The 15,852-nt window shown below is 69.9% G+C and carries 16 protein-coding genes; 7 read left to right on the top strand and 9 right to left on the bottom strand.

Features of this window, described 5'->3' with window-relative positions; genetic code table 11:
- Positions 1-11: 11 nt before the first annotated feature.
- Together AB0H50_RS03105 and AB0H50_RS03100 are read right to left on the bottom strand one after the other, a co-directional pair.
- Complete coding sequence (locus tag AB0H50_RS03105; protein WP_357445868.1) at positions 12-350, bottom strand: peptidoglycan-binding domain-containing protein; 339 nt, start codon at positions 348-350, stop codon at positions 12-14.
- A gap of 105 nt (positions 351-455) precedes the next feature.
- Complete coding sequence (locus tag AB0H50_RS03100) at positions 456-1,592, bottom strand: BTAD domain-containing putative transcriptional regulator (RefSeq protein WP_357445865.1); 1,137 nt, start codon at positions 1,590-1,592, stop codon at positions 456-458.
- Between the two features lie 205 nt (positions 1,593-1,797).
- On the opposite strand from AB0H50_RS03100, the gene AB0H50_RS03095 reads away from it, so the two are divergent.
- Entirely contained in the window at positions 1,798-3,135 is a 1,338-nt protein-coding gene (locus AB0H50_RS03095; RefSeq protein ID WP_357445862.1) for a serine/threonine-protein kinase, read from the top strand.
- Between the two features lie 25 nt (positions 3,136-3,160).
- Here AB0H50_RS03095 and AB0H50_RS03090 read toward each other — a convergent pair whose 3' ends face one another.
- Positions 3,161-3,658, bottom strand: a complete 498-nt coding sequence (locus tag AB0H50_RS03090; protein ID WP_357445859.1) for a peroxynitrite isomerase — start codon at positions 3,656-3,658, stop codon at positions 3,161-3,163.
- Between the two features lie 140 nt (positions 3,659-3,798).
- Here AB0H50_RS03090 and AB0H50_RS03085 point away from each other — a divergent pair, with 140 nt between their 5' ends.
- Together AB0H50_RS03085 and AB0H50_RS03080 are read left to right on the top strand one after the other, a co-directional pair.
- Positions 3,799-4,395: an AAA family ATPase gene (locus AB0H50_RS03085; protein ID WP_357445856.1), complete on the top strand. Its 597-nt coding sequence runs from the start codon at positions 3,799-3,801 to the stop codon at positions 4,393-4,395.
- A 132-nt stretch (positions 4,396-4,527) separates the two neighbouring features.
- Positions 4,528-4,947: a hypothetical protein gene (locus AB0H50_RS03080; protein WP_357445853.1), complete on the top strand. Its 420-nt coding sequence runs from the start codon at positions 4,528-4,530 to the stop codon at positions 4,945-4,947.
- A gap of 259 nt (positions 4,948-5,206) precedes the next feature.
- Here the strand turns inward: AB0H50_RS03080 and AB0H50_RS03075 are convergent, their stop codons facing one another.
- A complete protein-coding gene (locus AB0H50_RS03075; RefSeq protein ID WP_357445850.1) occupies positions 5,207-5,683 on the bottom strand; it encodes a DUF488 domain-containing protein in 477 nt (158 codons plus the stop codon).
- A gap of 76 nt (positions 5,684-5,759) precedes the next feature.
- Positions 5,760-6,113 carry a RidA family protein gene (locus AB0H50_RS03070; protein WP_357447225.1) on the bottom strand — a complete coding sequence of 118 codons (354 nt, stop codon included), beginning with the start codon at positions 6,111-6,113 and terminating at the stop codon, positions 5,760-5,762.
- Positions 6,114-6,283: 170 nt separating this feature from the next.
- Between AB0H50_RS03070 and AB0H50_RS03065 the strand changes: the two genes are divergently transcribed.
- Complete coding sequence (locus tag AB0H50_RS03065; RefSeq protein ID WP_357445847.1) at positions 6,284-7,258, top strand: WYL domain-containing protein; 975 nt, start codon at positions 6,284-6,286, stop codon at positions 7,256-7,258.
- Between the two features lie 105 nt (positions 7,259-7,363).
- On the opposite strand, the gene AB0H50_RS03060 is transcribed toward AB0H50_RS03065, so the two are convergent.
- From AB0H50_RS03060 to AB0H50_RS03050, 3 genes are all read right to left on the bottom strand, one after another.
- Complete coding sequence (locus AB0H50_RS03060) at positions 7,364-7,855, bottom strand: hypothetical protein (RefSeq protein WP_357445844.1); 492 nt, start codon at positions 7,853-7,855, stop codon at positions 7,364-7,366.
- A 143-nt stretch (positions 7,856-7,998) separates the two neighbouring features.
- The gene (locus AB0H50_RS03055; protein WP_357445841.1) at positions 7,999-9,384 is read right to left on the bottom strand and encodes an APC family permease; all 1,386 of its coding nucleotides are present in this window, start codon (positions 9,382-9,384) and stop codon (positions 7,999-8,001) included.
- Positions 9,385-9,468: 84 nt separating this feature from the next.
- Positions 9,469-10,329: a helix-turn-helix transcriptional regulator gene (locus AB0H50_RS03050; RefSeq protein WP_357445838.1), complete on the bottom strand. Its 861-nt coding sequence runs from the start codon at positions 10,327-10,329 to the stop codon at positions 9,469-9,471.
- Between the two features lie 150 nt (positions 10,330-10,479).
- Here AB0H50_RS03050 and AB0H50_RS03045 point away from each other — a divergent pair, with 150 nt between their 5' ends.
- A complete protein-coding gene (locus AB0H50_RS03045) occupies positions 10,480-11,130 on the top strand; it encodes a helix-turn-helix domain-containing protein (protein WP_357445835.1) in 651 nt (216 codons plus the stop codon).
- Entirely contained in the window at positions 11,127-12,302 is a 1,176-nt protein-coding gene (locus tag AB0H50_RS03040) for an NAD(P)-binding protein (protein ID WP_357445832.1), read from the top strand. Before AB0H50_RS03045 ends, AB0H50_RS03040 begins: the two co-directional genes overlap by 4 nt.
- Positions 12,303-12,306: 4 nt before the next feature.
- Here AB0H50_RS03040 and AB0H50_RS03035 read toward each other — a convergent pair whose 3' ends face one another.
- On the bottom strand, positions 12,307-15,012 hold the full coding sequence (locus tag AB0H50_RS03035) for an AAA family ATPase (RefSeq protein WP_357445830.1): 2,706 nt from the start codon (positions 15,010-15,012) through the stop codon (positions 12,307-12,309).
- A gap of 246 nt (positions 15,013-15,258) precedes the next feature.
- Between AB0H50_RS03035 and AB0H50_RS03030 the strand changes: the two genes are divergently transcribed.
- Positions 15,259-15,801, top strand: coding sequence for a hypothetical protein (locus AB0H50_RS03030; RefSeq protein ID WP_357445827.1), 543 nt, complete (start codon positions 15,259-15,261; stop codon positions 15,799-15,801).
- Positions 15,802-15,852: the final 51 nt, after the last annotated feature.

The following is a 15,852-nucleotide window of genomic DNA, read 5'->3' as shown; positions in this document are numbered from 1 at the left end:
CTTCGAAATCCCTAGGAGTACAGCACGGTCCACGTGTCCGGCCCGACCACGCCGTCGACCTTCAGACCGTACGCGGCCTGGATGTCCAGCACCGCCGCCTCGGTATCCGGCCCGAAGGCGCCGTCGATCTGCACGGCATAGCCGTGCAGCTGGAGCAGGCACTGCGCCTGCCGGACGGCGTCACCGCGGCTTCCGCTGCTGATGGTCGGGTAGGAGTCGGTGTAGCCGCAGCCCTTGCCGCGCTCGGCGGGGTCGGCGTCTTTCGGGGCGGGGGCGGCCCACGCGGGCCCGGCCGCGGTCAGCAGACCGGCGGCGAGTGCGGTGGCGGCGATCAGCGTGCGAAAAGTCATGGGAATCCTCCCTTGTCGAGTGCTACGGTCCGGGAGCTGTGCTCCCGATGAGCAAGCTAGGAGCCGTGCCTTCGGTGATTCTCGAGACTTTCTGCAATTGCCTGGTCAGGCCGGTGGCACGGGCTCCTCGCTCGCCCCGTATCGCAGCCGCGTCGAGCCGACCCGGATGACGTCGCCGTCCGCGAGCGGGGTGTCGGCGCGGATCGGCACCTCGTTCACGTACACCCCGTTGGCCGAATCCCGGTCCCTGACGAAGATCCCGTCGTCGCGGTGCAGAATGCGCGCGTGCTTGCGGCTGACCCGCGCGTCGTCGAGCACGATGTCGTTGTCGGACTCCCGGCCGATGCGCAGACCCGAGGGTGGCACCGGAATCCGGTCGCCGTCGCCGACGCGCAGCCAGGCCCGGCGGCGGATGCTCGGCACGTCGCGGGTGGTGGCGCCCCGGGCGGACGGCGATTCCGGCGGCAGCCGATGGTTGCGGATCGCTTCCTCCAGGTCCACGGTCTCCGGTTGCGGATCGGCGCCGAGTTCCTCCACCAGGTTGCGGCGCAGCTCCCGGAAGGCGTTCAGCGCGTCGGCCTGCCGTCCGGACGCGTACAGCGCCCTGGCCAGCAGTCGCCACACGCGTTCGTCCACGGTGCGTTCGGCGGTCGACGCGGTCAGCTCGCCGATCACCGCGCTCGCGCGCCCGTCGGCGATGTCGGCGGCGATCCGGTCGACGAGCACGTCGTGTCGGCGCTCGGTCATGTCGATGGCGAAGTTCGCGGCGAAGCCGAGTTCGTGCAGGCCCGTCACCGGCGTGCCGCCCCACTGGTTCAACGCTTCCGCGAAACACGCTGCGGCCGTGCGTGAGTCGCCGGTACGGGCGGCCGCGGCGCCGCGGGTGCGCGCTGACTCGAAGCGGCCGACGTCGCACTGGTCGTCGGTGACGTCGAGCAGATAGCCCGCGTCGACGGTGCGCAGGACTTCGCGATCGGGAATTCCGGCCCCGCGCAGGACGGTACGCAGATTCGACACGTACGCGTAGAGGCCGTCCATGGCGCGCGGCGGCGGGTCGTCGCCCCAGATCGCGTCGATCAGCGCGGTCTTCGGCACGCCCTGGCGTCGATTGACGACCAGAATCGCCAGCAGCGCACGCGGTTTTGCGCCGGAAAGAACGACGGGCAGTCCGTCGACGAGCAGCCGCACCGGGCCGAGTATTCGGACGTCGAGCGATGGCCGATCGGGACCAGTCGTGGCCACTGCGCATCCCTCCCAACTACACTGCGCGCCAAGTCGTCTCGCGAAGCGAAGGCGACGGTGAGTGGATTCAGCATACGCATTGCCCGAGGTCTGCGGCGGAGCCCTTCGGGACCGAACCGCCGCGCGGGGCGCGGGGCCGCGCGGCAGTTCGCGCAGGTGCAGCGCCGATCTCACGGATGCGGTGGCACAGGGAGGTGCGCGGAGGGTGGTCGCTGCGGAGTTGGTCGCGGGCTCGGTGTTCGCGGGTCATCAGATCGAACGACGGCTCGGTTCCGGCGGAATGGGCACGGTGTATCTCGCCAAGCACCCGACACTGCCGATGCGGGTGGCGCTGAAAGTGGTCGGCGCGGGGCGCGACGACCCCGAGTACATCGCCTTGTTCCGTCGCGAGGCCCAGCTGGCGGCCGGTCTGGACCATCCGAACATCGTGGACGTCAAGGATTTCGGCGAGGAAGACGGCACGCTGTGGATGTCCATGCGGTACGTGCCGGGCGGCGACGCGGCGGCACTGGTCGGTCCGGGGCGCGCGGGTGTCGAGATCGGTCGCGCGGTGCACATCGTCACCGAGGCGGCCAAAGCGCTCGACTACGCGCACGAACACCACGTCGTGCACCGGGATGTGAAGCCGGCCAACATCTTCGTCGCGCCCGGCGACGCGGGCGCGGACCGGGTGCTGGTCGGAGATTTCGGCATCGCGCGCCGGACGGATCCCGCCGCCACTCAGATCGACACGGGCGTCAGGACGTTCACCGCGCCCTACGCGCCGCCCGAACAGCGCAACGGCGGACGCGTCGACCGGCGCGCCGATGTGTACGCGCTCGGCGTCACCTGTTACGAACTGCTGACCGGGCGGTTGCCCGACGCGGTGCTCGCTGATCGCGAGCGGCTGCCCGCCGGTGTCGAGGCGGTCCTGGCCAAAGCCATGGCGGGGGATCCGGAAGAGCGCTACGGGACGTGTGGCGAGCTGGCGGCGGCGCTGGCCGCGGCGGTGCGGGCGGAGTCGGTGCGTGCCGAACCGAAGCGCCGTTTCGGCACGCGCGGGCGAGTGGCGGCTGGTGCGGCTCTCGCACTGACGGTGGCCGGGACCGTCGTGCTGTGGTCGCTGCGGGCGGATGCCGGCTCCCGGGCGTCGACCGAGCCGACGGGTGCGGCGGGCGTCTCGCCGCGCTGTTACTTCACCACCGAGGTGCCGACCGGTGACGGATACCACGTCGTGCTCCCCACCACGAACGACGGCGGGCGCCGCTGCATCCTGTCCTATGTCGACTCCCATCCGGGCGGTCCCGGCGCGCCGCGGGCCACGCCGATCGAGGGCGTGCGCGCGCTCCAAGACGCGCTGCGCCGCTGCTATCAGCGGGAGCTGGCCGACGGTGACGGCGATTACAGCACCGCGACCGGCCTGGCCGTGCTCTACGTCCAGGATCTGCACGGCCTCGATCGAGACGGCGTGTTCGGTCCGCAGACCTCGGGCGCGATGCGCTGGCCGCGCTATCGCGACGCGGGCGGCGAGTTCGAGTCGTGTGTGCCGATCGGCCCGCCGTGAGTGCGCGGCGTCAGGGCCCGCCGAGTCAGGCTCGGTGCAGGGTGGCGGCGAGGTGGTGGGTCAACGGTTCGCCGACCGCGGCCATCCGCAGCGTGTAGTCGATGGTGTCGCCGGTGAGCCGGAACGACCGGTTGAGCGCGGTCACCATCTTCGCCGTGCTGCTGCGCCCGATGCTGGTGGAATCGAACTCCATGTGCAGTTCACCGTCGCGGATGGTGAGCCCGCCCTCGCAGATCTCGGTGATGCCGGTCGGGTGGGCGAGGATCAGTTCGACGTGGTCGGGCCGCGGGCAGCGCAGGTAGCCGGTCTCGGCGTGCATCGACCTGCTGCCGTCGGCCGCGCGGGTGCGCTGGCGGTAGGTGAGGAACGGGCGGCCCAGGTGGCCGAACCGGATCTCCTCCAGGTAGTCGAACGATTCGATGGTCGGGTACTCGCCGTGCCCGCCACCGCGCCACGTGCCGAGCAACGCGGCGAGCGGTGCGATATCAGGATGGGGAGCGACGGACGGTTGGGGTGCGACCACGGCGGACAGCCTAGACCCGTGCCGGGCGCCGTGCTCCCCGAGTCCCGAAATTGCACCGGTGAGAGGTGGTGCACGCCCGCGCCGAGCCCCGCCGCCGAGCGGCGTGCCCGGCCGGTCCGCGGTACGTAATCTCGGACCATGTGACAGACGTGAACCAGCTTCCTCCCGCCGGACGACGCCCCCGGCTGGTTGTCGTCAGCGGCCCGCCGGGCTCGGGGAAGACGACCTTGGCCCACGCGCTCGGCCGTGTCGTCGGGTGGCCGGTGATCAGTCGCGACGAGATCAAGCAGGGGATGGCGCACGCCGATCCGGCGTTTCAGCCCGCGCCGGAGGACGAACTCGCGTTGCGGACCCTCGGTACCTTCTTCGAGGTGCTCACCGTCCTGACGCGGGCGGGCGTCGACACCGTGGCCGAGGCGGCCTTTCAGGACCGGCTCTGGCGGCCGGGGCTGGAGCCGTTGACCGGGCTGGCCGACCTCCGGTTTCTGCACTGCGTCGTCGACCGGGATGTCGCGGTCGCTCGGATCGGTCACCGCAGGCGCGAGGAGCCGCTGCGGCGCGTCCATTCCGCGCCCGGCGAACCGGATCGGGCGGCGCTCGGCGCGCGGCACGATGCCTTCCAACGGGTGCGGCTGGACGCGCCCGCTCTCGAGGTGGACACCGCGGGGGAGTACCGGCCGGGGCTGGACGTGATCGCCGCCTTCGCCACGGATGTGTCGTCGATCGACCTTGGTTGAAGCGCCTCGGAATTCGGCCGCGGGTGATACATCTCTGGTGTACATGGCATGCGCGGGCAGGGTGGGCGGCCGGATTGTCCGCTTCCCGCCGCGGCGCGGTTCCGGGATCATGTGGTTCGGGGAGGCGGTGCGATGTCCGAGACGACCGACAACTGGATGGTGCCCGGCAAGGAGCAGCTGGTCGCGGCCTGCCGGGGATTTCCACACGACGACCACCCGATGCTGGAGGCGGCGGGCGAGCTGGCGCGGCTACACGGGTTGCGGGAGCGCACGCCCGGCTACGAGATGGCCGAGCTGGACCGACGGCGTCTCCAGTTGGTGCGGTCCATCGACCGATGGATGACGTTGGCGACGCCGGTGCCGGGCGGCGGGCCTGCGAACACTGAGACGGTCGGTGGCATGGTGGACCGGTTGGCGCAGCTCATCGCGCATGCATGCGGCCCGTCGACTGCCGCGCCGGAGCCGATGTTCCACGACGCGTGGCCGTCCGTGGTCGAACTCGCCGAGCGCTATCAGGACCTGGTAGCCGCGCTACAAGCCGGAACGCGCTAGGTACCGGATGGTGTCTAGGGCTCTGCGTCCGACGACTTCAGCACCTTGCTTCCGACGACTTCAGCGCCGCCCTGCGCCGCGTCCTCCGACCTCAGCGCCCTGCGTCCGGAGGGCTCTAGCTGTGGGAGGGCTGGACGTTGGTGACGGCAAGGGTGAGCCGTGACGCGGGTGGTTGGCGATCCGTCGCGTTGTGCGGCATGAGACAACCGGGCCCCGAACGAGGAGTACGAGACGGCCTCGCGGCTGCGGAATTCCCGCGTCACAGCGGGCGTAGGTGTTCGATCGAGACGTGGTACTGCTCGATAAGCCGCTGGCCGATCAACGAGCGGTGGCAAGCCTCTGGGTCGCGCTCGACACAGAACAGCGCCGCGGTCCCGCTGCCCGGCAGCGCCGACACGATCGGCGTGAGATCGGCCCAGTCGAGAATCTCGGCGGTGTAGCGGCGGGTGTACTCGGCAGCGAGCTCGCGGCGCGAGCGCTTGCCGACCCCTTGTCGGTCATCCTCGGCGTACTGGAGTCGGCGTAGCTCGGTAGTAGGCGCGAGCTCGGGGTGGTGCTCGTAGGCGATCCGGGCTTGGGCGAGGGCCGCCTGCAGCCGCCGTGAGTTCGCCCAGGCGTACTCGGCTCCGCGCACACCGCGGCGCTGGCGAACATCGAGCAGCAGGCGGACGTCCGCGTGCCGCAGTCGTCGCAGGAAAGACTCGCCGTCGAAGCCATAGACGCCGATTGTCACCATTCTGAGCACCGGGAAATCACCACCTTCCTTGCTACTCGCCGCCTCCGGCAGCCCAGCCGGAGGCGGCGAGGTGGCATCATTCGACGGCGGTTCCCTCGAGCTCGATCATCTGGCCGGGGATCGCAAGCCGTGTGACCCCGAGCATCGTGGTGGCCGGCGCCACCCCGGCGGCGCCCAACCGCGACGCCAGCACGCCGTAGTGCTGGAAAAGCAGATCCACGTCGGTGGTGTAGACGTTGAGCCGGACGAGGTTCGCGAGAGACATGCCTGCCTTGCCGAGCACGGCCTCCAGGTTGTCGACGCTCAGCGCCAGCTGCGCCGCCATGTCACCGTCGTGCTGGGGCTTGCCGTCGCCGCTCATCGCGGTCTGCCCGGAGCAGAACAGGGTCCGGGTGTGCCCGGAGACGAGCTCACCCTGGTTGAATCCCATCTCCACCGACCACGTCACCGGGTTGACTGCCGTTCGTTCCGCTGCCACATCAGCTCCATTCGATTCGTTGAAGTACGTACGTCCATCGGCCCGATAGCCCGCTGTCCGTAGTGGCAAGCCTCCCAGCAAATTACGACATCTCCTGTCGTGTATTCGGTAAAGTTTTTCGTATGCGCGCCGACCGCTTGGTGTCGCTGGTGCTGCTGCTGCGCCAGCGCGGTCGGCTGACCGCGGCCGAGCTGGCCGACGAGCTGGAGGTGTCGACCCGCACCGTGTTGCGCGACATCGAGGCGCTGTCCGTGGCCGGTGTCCCGGTCTTCGCCGAACGCGGCCGGCACGGCGGTTTCGCATTGCTCCCTGGGTTTCGGACCGAGCTCACCGGACTGAACCACGACGAGGCGCTTGCCTTGCTGGTTGCCGGATCGCGAGGCGGCGCGCAGGCATTCGGCCTCGGCTCGGCGCTTGCTTCGGCGATGCTCAAGGTGGTTGACGCGCTACCCGAAAGCTACCGGGACACCGCGGCGGACGTGGCCGAGCGATTGCTCATCGACCCGGAGACCGATCTGCTGTCGCGTCGGCTGGTCGCTGAGGAAGTGCCCGGCACCGTCTTGGCCGAGATCCGGCGCGCGGTGTTCGCCGGAAACAAGCTGCGCATCCACTACGCGGCTGTCGACCAGACCCCGAAGTGGCGCACGGTGGACCCGATCGGCCTGGTCATCGTTCGCGACCGCGGCTACCTGCTCGCCACGAGATCCGGCGCGGACCGCACCTACCGGCTGTCGCGGGTGTTGGCTGCCGAGGAACTCCCCGAACCGGCACAGCGATCGGACCGGGTCGATCTGGACCGGGCCTGGCAAGAACGCAGCACACAGTTTCGGACCGGCGGCGACCGAATCACCGTGCTGGTACGGGTGAACCCGGCGCGGCGGGAGGACCTGGTGAGCACCGCACTGGCCGTCCGCACCGAGGAACCCGACACACACGGCTGGCTGCGGCTGGAGGTGACCTTCCAAGATTCACGACACGCCGAATGGGCGCTGTGGCAGCTCACTACGGACGCGGAAGTCCTGGCCCCGCGATCGTTGCGCACTTCCCTGCGCAGCCGCGCCGCCGCGATTGCCACCCGCTACGAAGAGTCGTCCTGAGAGTTGTCGTCTGCTGCCAGCCGCCGCCGACGCGATTCGGACCGCCCCATGCTGTGCAACGCGCAGCGCTGCCTGGTGTTGCGGAGCGTCACGAACGTCCCGCCTCTAGCGTCCGCGCCCGAACAGCCGGAACCCGCGCCCGCGCCCTCGCGGCAGCGTCGCGTACACCATGGTCATATCGGCGAACACCTCCGCCTCCTGCTCGCACTCCGCGCCGAATTCGTTGCGCCCCAGCACCTGCTGCGCAGCGAACGAGGGCAGCAGCGCGGCCAGCTTCGGCGACAGCGGCGCGGCGGGCTCGGAATCGTCTCTGCCGTGCCCGAGCAACATGTGCCCGATCTCGTGCAGGATGATGTGATCGGCGTTGCGCTCGGTGGCCTCGGCGTCGTACACGATGATGTCGTCGAACTTCCGCGCCACCCACAGACCCTTACCGCGACAACCGTTTTCGGCCAGGATCTCGGCGGCCACCGGCTGCAGTGAGATGGAGCGCCCGCGGTGTGCCGCCACCTCGGCCAGGTAGGTATTGACATTCCACGGACTGGGCAGCGGCACCGTCCGGGTAGCGTCGCCGAGACGGGCTTCCATGCTGGTCATCGGCGTTCACTCTACCGACACCGGCGCCCGGCGTCATCCCGGTGATCGGTCACATCGGGCACGTGATCGGCTGTGGCCGACCGTATTCCGCTTGCCGCATAGGCCCGCTCACCTGCGCGAACACCGGTGCGCTCGGTCCGTGATCATGGCTCGGGCGTCGGAGTCGCGGGCTCGGTGCGTTGATGCCGGATCGCCAGCTGATTCACCAGCCAGAGCACGACTCCGATGGCCAGCAGTACGCCGGCGATCAGGTACTGATCGGGGTTGCGGTCGGTGAACGGCGTGACGAGGAACCCGCAGCACAGCGCCCCGACCACCGGCAGCCCGGTCGGCGTGCGGAAATGCTTGTGCGCGACCGGATCCCGCCGCAGCACCAGCACCGCCACATTGACCACCGTGAACACCGCGAGCAGCAGCAGCGCGGTGGTGCCGCCGAGTTCGGGCACCTCGCCGACGAAGGCGATCAGACCGAGGGCGAGCAGCGTGGTGAAGGCGATCGCGATCTGCGGCGTGCGCCGCCGGGCGTGCACCTGCCCGAAGGCGCGCGGCACGACGCCCTGTCGCGCCATGCCGTAGAGCAGCCTGCTCGCCATCAGCATGTTGATCAGCGCCGAATTGGCCACGGCGAACATCGTGATGAACGCGAAGATGTGCGTGGGGAATCCGGGCGCGCCGACCTCGACCACCTTCAGCAGCGGGGTGTCGCCTTCGCCGAGCTGGTCGGCGGGCACCAGCGCGACCGAGGTGATCGAGACGAGCACGTAGATCGTTCCGGTGACGAGCAATCCGGTGAGCAGCACCTTGGGGAAGATCCGGGTCGGCTCCTTGCATTCCTCGGCCATGTTCACCGAGTCCTCGAAACCCACCATGGCGTAGAAGGCCAGCGTGGTCGCCACGATCACGCCACCGAGCGCGCTGCGCTCGCCGGTCTGGAATTCGGTGACGCGGCCGAAATCGCCGTTGCCGAAGCCGAGCGCCCACAGCCCGATCGCGATGACGATCAGCAGTCCGGTCAGTTCCACGCAGGTGAGCAGCACGTTCAGCTTGACGCCCTCGCTGACGCCGCGCAGGTTGATCGCCGCGACGACGGCCATGAACGCCAGCGCGACGGCGGTGATCGCGATCCCGGTCCCGACCTCGAAGTCGAAGGCTTCGGCGAAGTTCGCCGCGAACGCGCGGGAGGCGGTGGCGGCCGAGGTGATGCCGGAGCTGAGCACCGCGAAGGCGATCATGAAGGTGAGGAAGTGGATGCCGAACGCCTTGTGCGTGTAGAGGGCGGCGCCCGCGGCGTGCGGGTACTTGGTGACCAGCTCGAGGTAGCTGAATCCGGTGACAAGGGCGACGAGGAACGCGACGACGAACGGCGCCCACACCGCGCCGCCGACCTCGGCGGCGACTCGCCCGGTGAGGGCGTAGATGCCGGTGCCGAGGATATCGCCTACGACGAACAACAGCAGCAGGCCCGGTCCCATCACCCGGTGCAGACTGGGTTCGGGCGTGGCGGGTGATTCGGCGGACACATCGGCCATCGGAGACTCCTGTGCGCGGTTTGCGGATGGGACCTTGGTGTACCCATTCTCTCGGCGAATCAGTCGCCGGAACACCCCGGAACGCTAGCCCATCCCGGCGGCGATCTTCTCGATCAACGCGATCGAATCGCGCGGGCTCAGCGCCATCGCCCTGAGCTGGTCGAAGATCACGCCGAAGCGGCGGACCTCGTTGTGGCCCTCCACCAGCGTGTCGCCCGCGATGCCCTCCACGTACACCAGTTCGTTGTCGTCGGGGTTCTCGAAATCGAGCAGCGTGAACGAGCCGACCATGCCGGGATGCGCCCCCGCGTCGAACGGAAGGATCTGCAAGATCACGTTTTTCCGCTTGCTCTCCTGTAGCAGCTTCTGGAGCTGACCGCACATGGTCTCCGGTCCGCCGACCACCCGGCGGATCGCCGCTTCGTCGAGTACCACCCACAGTTCGAGCGGTTTCTCCTTGGTGAGCACCACCGCCCGGTTCAGCCTGGCGTGCACGCGGCTCTCCATGATCGCGGTCTCGACCTTCGGCATGGATGTGTCGATCACCGCGAGCGCGTACTGCGGCGTCTGCAAAAGGCCTGGGATGAACGAAGTTTGGTAGTGGCGAGCCGAGAGAGCCTCGGATTCGAAGTTGATGTAGGCCGCGTACACCTCGGTCAGATCGGCTTCCCACGGCCGGGACATTCCGGGCTTCTGCGCGTCCGAGAGCAGTTCCAGCGCGTACTTGCGCCGGTCGGGTTCCACCCCGTAGATGTCGAGCAGCGTGTTCAGGGTGCGGCGCTGCGGACGCGCCTGGGCCTGTTCGATCCGGTACAGGGTCGTGACATTGATCCCGGTCCGCCCGCTGACTTCCTCTTTGCTGAGCCCCACCGTGTCGCGCATCTCGGTCAGCAACGCCGCGAGGCGGCGCAGACCGGCCGTGAGCACCGTGCGCTTGCCCGCCATCCCAAATCCTTTCGTGGTGACAGCGTCTCACCCTACCGCCGTGTTCGGCGCGGCTTCGGGGATTGCGGCGGTCGGGGGTTGCGCACGACGGGATCTTCGCCTTCAATGTAAGTAAGTGGTTACTTGCAGAGCGGTACGACCGGAGGGCGGATGAGCAGGACGTCGCGGGAGCGGATCATCGATGAGGCCCTCCGGCTGTTCGGCGAGCAAGGGTTCGCGCGGACCTCGGTAGCCCAGATCGAGCGGGCCGCAGGGCTTTCCGGCGGATCGGGTGCGCTGTACCGGCACTTCCGATCCAAGGACGAGCTGCTGGTCGAGGCGGTGCGCACCCGGCTGACCGAACGCGCGGAATGGGAAGCCTTCCTCGATCCGGACTTCTCGTTCGTCGCGCTGCTCGACGCGGCGACGCCGGGGGGTACGGTCGTCGACCGGCTCCTCGCGCTGTGCCGAGTCGGGCTGGAGCGGCTGAACCACGATCGCGACGTCACCCGAATCTTGATGCGCGACAACTCGATCGACCGCGGCGTGCTGGAGGTCTTCCGGCGCGAGGAATACGGCGTCGTGATGTCGGTGGTGACGAGGGCGCTGACCCAGCTGGCAGGCCCCGGACACGGCGAGCAGGACTGGACGGCCACGGCCGCCGTGCTCGTCGGCGCACTCGCGCATTTCTGGCTGATCCGCGACATCTTCGACGGCGACCATCCGGCGTCCGTCGACGAAGACCGCTACCTGCGTGCCACTGCGGAGCTGGTCGCCGCCCGGGTGGACTGGGCGGGCCACCGAGGAGAGGAAGCACCGTGAACACACATATCACCGTCATCGGCGGCGGTTTGGCCGGTCTAACCGCGGCCATCGCGTGCGCCGAGGCAGGCGTCCCGGTCCGGCTGTACGAGGCGCACCGGACGCTGGGCGGTCGCGCGCGGGCAACGGCCGCGCCGCACGTCGCGCACGAGGGAGCGCACGTGTTCTACGCCGACGGACCGCACTACACCTGGTTGAAGGAGCGCGGTTTCGTGGCCGACCTAGGCTGGCCGTCGATGTCGGACGCTGTGAAGTTCGGGTTCCGCGTCGACGGCGGGCTCCGGCGGCGGCCGCCCGTTCGGATGCTGCGCGCTCAGGCGCGACTCGGGCTCACCGCACCGGTCGACGTCGACTTCCGGACGTGGGCCTCGGGTCGCTGGGGCGAGGCGGCGGCGGACCGCATGGCGAACGCGATCAGCGTGGTCACCTACGACGCCGACACCGGCAGGCTCTCCGCGGCGTTCGTGTGGGAGCTGTTCCAGCGGGTGTTCAGCGCGCCCATCCCCGCCGTGCGCTGGGTGCGCGGCGGCTGGCAGCGCGTGATCGATCGGATGGCAGCACGCGCGAGCGAGCTCGGCGTCGTCGTCGAAATCGGTTCGCGCGTGGATCAATTGCCCACCGACGGCCCGGTGATCGTCGCCACCGACGTGCACGCGGCACGCGGACTGCTCGGCGACGACAGCCTGACCTGGACCGGCGGCTACTGCGCACTGCTGGATATCGCGGTTACCACGGACCGCCGCGACCGCTCGATCGTGTTCGATCTCGACGAGGGCGGCTTCCACGAGAGCTACACGATGCAGGACGACACGATCGCCCCGAAGGGGGAGTCGCTGTTCCAGCTCCAAATGCCGGTGCGCGACGGCGAATCCCCGCGCGGCGCCCATCAGCGCCTGGAGGGCTTCGCCGAACTGTGCGTGCCCGGGTGGCGCGATCGCGTCACCTTCCAGCGCGCCGCCACCGCCAAGAACCGCACGGGCGCACTGGATCTGCCCGGCTACACCTGGCGCGACCGGCCCGCCGTCGATCGGGGCGACAACGTCTACCTCGTGGGCGACATGGTGGCCGCCCCTGGGATGCGCGGCGAGATCTCGATCAACAGCGCCCTGCACGCCGCGCGCGAGGCGACCGCAGCGCTGCGTTCGGGCGCGCCCACCGTGGTCCGGTCGTGATCGCCTAGGTCCCCGGCGGTTCCAGCTCGCCGAGCTTGTGCGCGATGCCCGCGCGTCCGGTCAGATCCAGTTTGCGCAGGATGCGACTCAGGTGGTCCTCGACGGTACGCGGGCTGAGATAGAGCCGGTGGGCGATCTCCTTGTTCGGGTGGCCGCGCGCGGCCAGTTCGGCGACCTCGCGCTCACGCGGCGTCAGCGTCGCGGGCCCGCCGGGAGCTCGGCCACCGGCCAGGCGGCGCTGCACCGTGGTCGCGGCGGCCACCAGCTGGGTCGCGCCCGCGGCCGCGAACGTCTCGCGCGCACCGGACAGGCGCCTGGTTGCGAGGGCGAAATCCCCTCGCCGCCCGGCGATCTGCGCGGCGAGCAGCACCGCCCGCGCACGATCGACCGGCATATCGGCAAGGTCGAACTGCGTGGTTGCGGCGATCACTGCGGCCTCGGCGGCGTCGAGATCGTCGGTCGCGAAGCAGTATTCGGCGCGCGACAGGGACGCTGCCGCGAGCTGACTCGGTAGTCCGAGGTGGGCGGCGGCTACCTCGGATCGGCCGACGAGTTCCTGCGCTGTCTCTCGATCGCTTTGGGTCAGAACGAGATTCGCGTGCCGCGCCAACTGTGTCGGCCGCATCGGGCCCGGCCGGTCGCCGACGGGCGTCCGGACACCGGGATCGAGCACGCCGAGGCGGACCCCGACCTCGTGCACCGTCGACTCCACCACCTGCCGCCACCAGCGCATCACCGGTCGCGGCAGACCCGAGACCATCTCCCACTGCCGGAGCACGTCCTCGCGCGGGGCGGCCAGTTGCAGTGCGCGGACGGCGAGCGCACCCGCGAACGGAATCAGATCGGAATAGCCGAACTGGCGCGCCAGGTCGTCGGCGTCCTCGGCCGCGGCCAGCGCCTCGCCGACGCGGCCCAGCTTCAGCAGGCAGTAGGCACGCACCGTGTGCAGTTCGGCCAGCGCGTAGCTGCGACCGAAGCGGCGGCTGACCAGCACGGCGCGGTCCAGGTGCGCCAATCCTCTCGCCTGCGTGTCGAGGAAGTACCCCGACCAGCCCAGCGCGGGCAGCACGTGCACCACCTCCCGCAGCCCGCCGTCGTCGAGCCGCTCGAATTCCCGGTCGGCCCTTTCGAATTCCGCGCGGGCCACCTCGATGCGTAGCTCGGTCACCGCGCCGAGGCAGCGCAGCGCGGTCGCGGCCGCCCGCACCGCGGGATCGGTGACGGCCTCGGAGGCGAATAGCGCATCCAGTCGCGCCCGGCCTTCGGCGTCTTGATGATCCTGCATCTCGAGGATGGCCAGCTCGAGCTGGACGGGTCCGTCGCCGGGCAGCAGCGGCAGCTCGGCGGCCGCGGCCAGCAGCGCCCGCGCCAGGTCGACCCGGCCGAGCATGCGTTCGCAGCGCGCCGAAAGCAACAGCGCCTCCAGCCGATACGCGCCCGGGTTCGTCAGGGGTTCAAGCGCCTCGCGCGCTCGCGCCCCGGCTCCCGACAGCAGCAGCGCACGGCCGAGCAACAGCCGGTCCTCCGGCGGTTCGGGCTGCCCGCCGGGAGCCGCCCGCATGGCCGCGGCGATCCACCGCGCGCTGGTGGCGGGCGCGCTCGGCAACACCTCCTGCGCAGCGCCTTTCAGCTCCGCGGCGGCGACAGGGTCGGTGCCCAGGAGGCCGAGTTCGAGGTGGCGGGCCAGCGCTGGCAGGGCGGCGCCGCGGCGCCGGAGCAGCGTGGCGGCCCTGCGATGCGCGGCCGCGCGCCAGCCCGCGCCCGCCAGCCGGTGCGCGGCGGTGCGAATCAGCGGATGGCCGAAGGTCACCGACGATCCGGCGACGTGCACCAGCCCCCGCCTGCTCAACTCGTCCAGCGCGGCGGTGACCTCGTCGAGCGGCAATTCGGCGGTGGCGCAGAGCATCTCGAGATCGGCGTGCGCGCCGCACAGGGCAGCGGCCTGCGCGAGGAGCCGTTCCCGGTGCGGCAGCTGCGCCAGTTCAGCGCGCAGCGTGCGGTCCAGTCCCTGGTAGTCGCCCTCGGCCGGTTCCTCGCCGTCGATCGCCCGCTCGACCTCCCGATCCGGCAGGTCGGCGAGCAACAGCAGATAGAGCGGGTTGCCACGGGAGGCGGCGAGCAGCCGATCGCGGCGCGCGGCCGTCGTCTCCGGCAGCAGGGCGGCGACGTCGTCTTCCGAGAACGGCGGCACCCACACCGACCGGGTCGCGGCATGGGTCGCGGTCAGCACGCGGGTGAAGGCGGCCGGGCACTGTCCGGAGCGATAGGAGAGCAGCAGCCGGAAAGACGGCGCGGGGCGATTGCGGACGAGATAGGCCAGCGCACGCACGGATTCGGCGTCCGCCCAATGGGCGTCGTCGACGACGAGCAGCGTGCTCGTCGCGGCGAGATGCCTGCGCAGGGCGCTGCCGATCGGGGTGAGGTCGCCGTCGATAGGCACATCCGACACGTCGGCTCCCGCGTCGGCGAGGCGTTCCAGCACATCGTGAATCACGTGCATAGGCTGCGGCTGCTCGTCCTCGATGGCCGTGACCGCGAGCACCCGAAGTCCCCGGCGGGCGGCGGCCGGGGCGAGCGCCGCGAGCAACCGGGATTTGCCGATGCCCGCCTGCCCGTCGACCAGCAGCACCCACGGGCCATCGGGCGATTCCAGGGCTTCTTCGAGCGCGGCGAGCTGGGCGCGGCGTCCCACGAATGCGCGCTCGACCATGATCCTCCGCCGAATTCCGGCAAACTTGCCGCGAAACAATCCGGGCCGAGCTTAACGGGTGCCGGGACGCCGCGAGGGATTCCCGTGTTTTCCCGGATGCTGTCCGCACGATTGTGCGATTGGGTGTTCGAGGCCGATCGCGACCCTCCGAGGGATGCGCGCCGAAGGGCACGGCGACGGCCGGAGTTCGACGCGACGAGGGGTACTCCGGTCGGTCGCCTTCGCATCGACAAGAAAGTGACACGAATGAAATTCGTTGGTTCTGGCATCCTCACGCGGCTGCCACTGGCGCTCGCCACGGTGGCCGCGTTGGGCGCGCTCGGCTGTTCGGCGGTGGAGAAGGGCGCCGACATGGTTCAGGATGCCGGTAAGTCCGACACCGCTCGCGCGAACGTGGGCGACTGCATCAACGTCATCGAGGGGTCGATGATCGACTCCAAGACGGAGCCGGTGGACTGCTCGTCGGACCTCGCCGTCTACAAGGTCGTGCAGGTCTTCGACAACAAGACCGAGTGCCACGAGGACTACACCTCCTACGAGGAGACCCTCAACGGCGGCACCACCGCGTTCCTGTGCCTGGCCCCGAACTTCAAGCAGGGCCTCTGCTACAACGAGAGCATGCTCACCGGCTACAAGCACGTGGCCTGCACCGCCTCGGAGGCCAGCTTCAAGGTCGTGCTTCGCATCGACGGCCAGGCCGACGAGCAGCTGTGCGGCGAGGACGCCGACAAGTACCTCACCTTGGCCGAGCCCAAGACCACTTTCTGCCTGGGCAGTCCGAAGAGCTGACCCCGGCGACGCCCGGCCGGCCGCACCGCTTTCGCTGCGGCCGGTCGTCGT

The sequence above is a fragment of the Nocardia sp. NPDC050793 genome (assembly GCF_040654065.1).
In the GTDB taxonomy this organism is placed as follows: Bacteria; Actinomycetota; Actinomycetes; order Mycobacteriales; family Mycobacteriaceae; genus Nocardia.
Note: the sequence above shows the minus strand (reverse complement) of the source record. Positions and strands in the feature narration are given on the sequence as shown.

Coding starts and splice junctions, on each gene's coding strand:
- AB0H50_RS03045 (WP_357445835.1), top strand. CDS start 10,480: ATGAGCAGGACGTCGCGGGAGCGGATCATCGATGAGGCCCTCCGGCTG.
- AB0H50_RS03030 (WP_357445827.1), top strand. CDS start 15,259: ATGAAATTCGTTGGTTCTGGCATCCTCACGCGGCTGCCACTGGCGCTC.
- AB0H50_RS03080 (WP_357445853.1), top strand. CDS start 4,528: ATGTCCGAGACGACCGACAACTGGATGGTGCCCGGCAAGGAGCAGCTG.
- AB0H50_RS03055 (WP_357445841.1), bottom strand. CDS start 9,384: ATGGCCGATGTGTCCGCCGAATCACCCGCCACGCCCGAACCCAGTCTG.
- AB0H50_RS03065 (WP_357445847.1), top strand. CDS start 6,284: ATGCGCGCCGACCGCTTGGTGTCGCTGGTGCTGCTGCTGCGCCAGCGC.
- AB0H50_RS03070 (WP_357447225.1), bottom strand. CDS start 6,113: ATGGGATTCAACCAGGGTGAGCTCGTCTCCGGGCACACCCGGACCCTG.
- AB0H50_RS03105 (WP_357445868.1), bottom strand. CDS start 350: ATGACTTTTCGCACGCTGATCGCCGCCACCGCACTCGCCGCCGGTCTG.
- AB0H50_RS03075 (WP_357445850.1), bottom strand. CDS start 5,683: ATGGTGACAATCGGCGTCTATGGCTTCGACGGCGAGTCTTTCCTGCGA.
- AB0H50_RS03060 (WP_357445844.1), bottom strand. CDS start 7,855: ATGACCAGCATGGAAGCCCGTCTCGGCGACGCTACCCGGACGGTGCCG.
- AB0H50_RS03050 (WP_357445838.1), bottom strand. CDS start 10,329: ATGGCGGGCAAGCGCACGGTGCTCACGGCCGGTCTGCGCCGCCTCGCG.
- AB0H50_RS03035 (WP_357445830.1), bottom strand. CDS start 15,012: ATGGTCGAGCGCGCATTCGTGGGACGCCGCGCCCAGCTCGCCGCGCTC.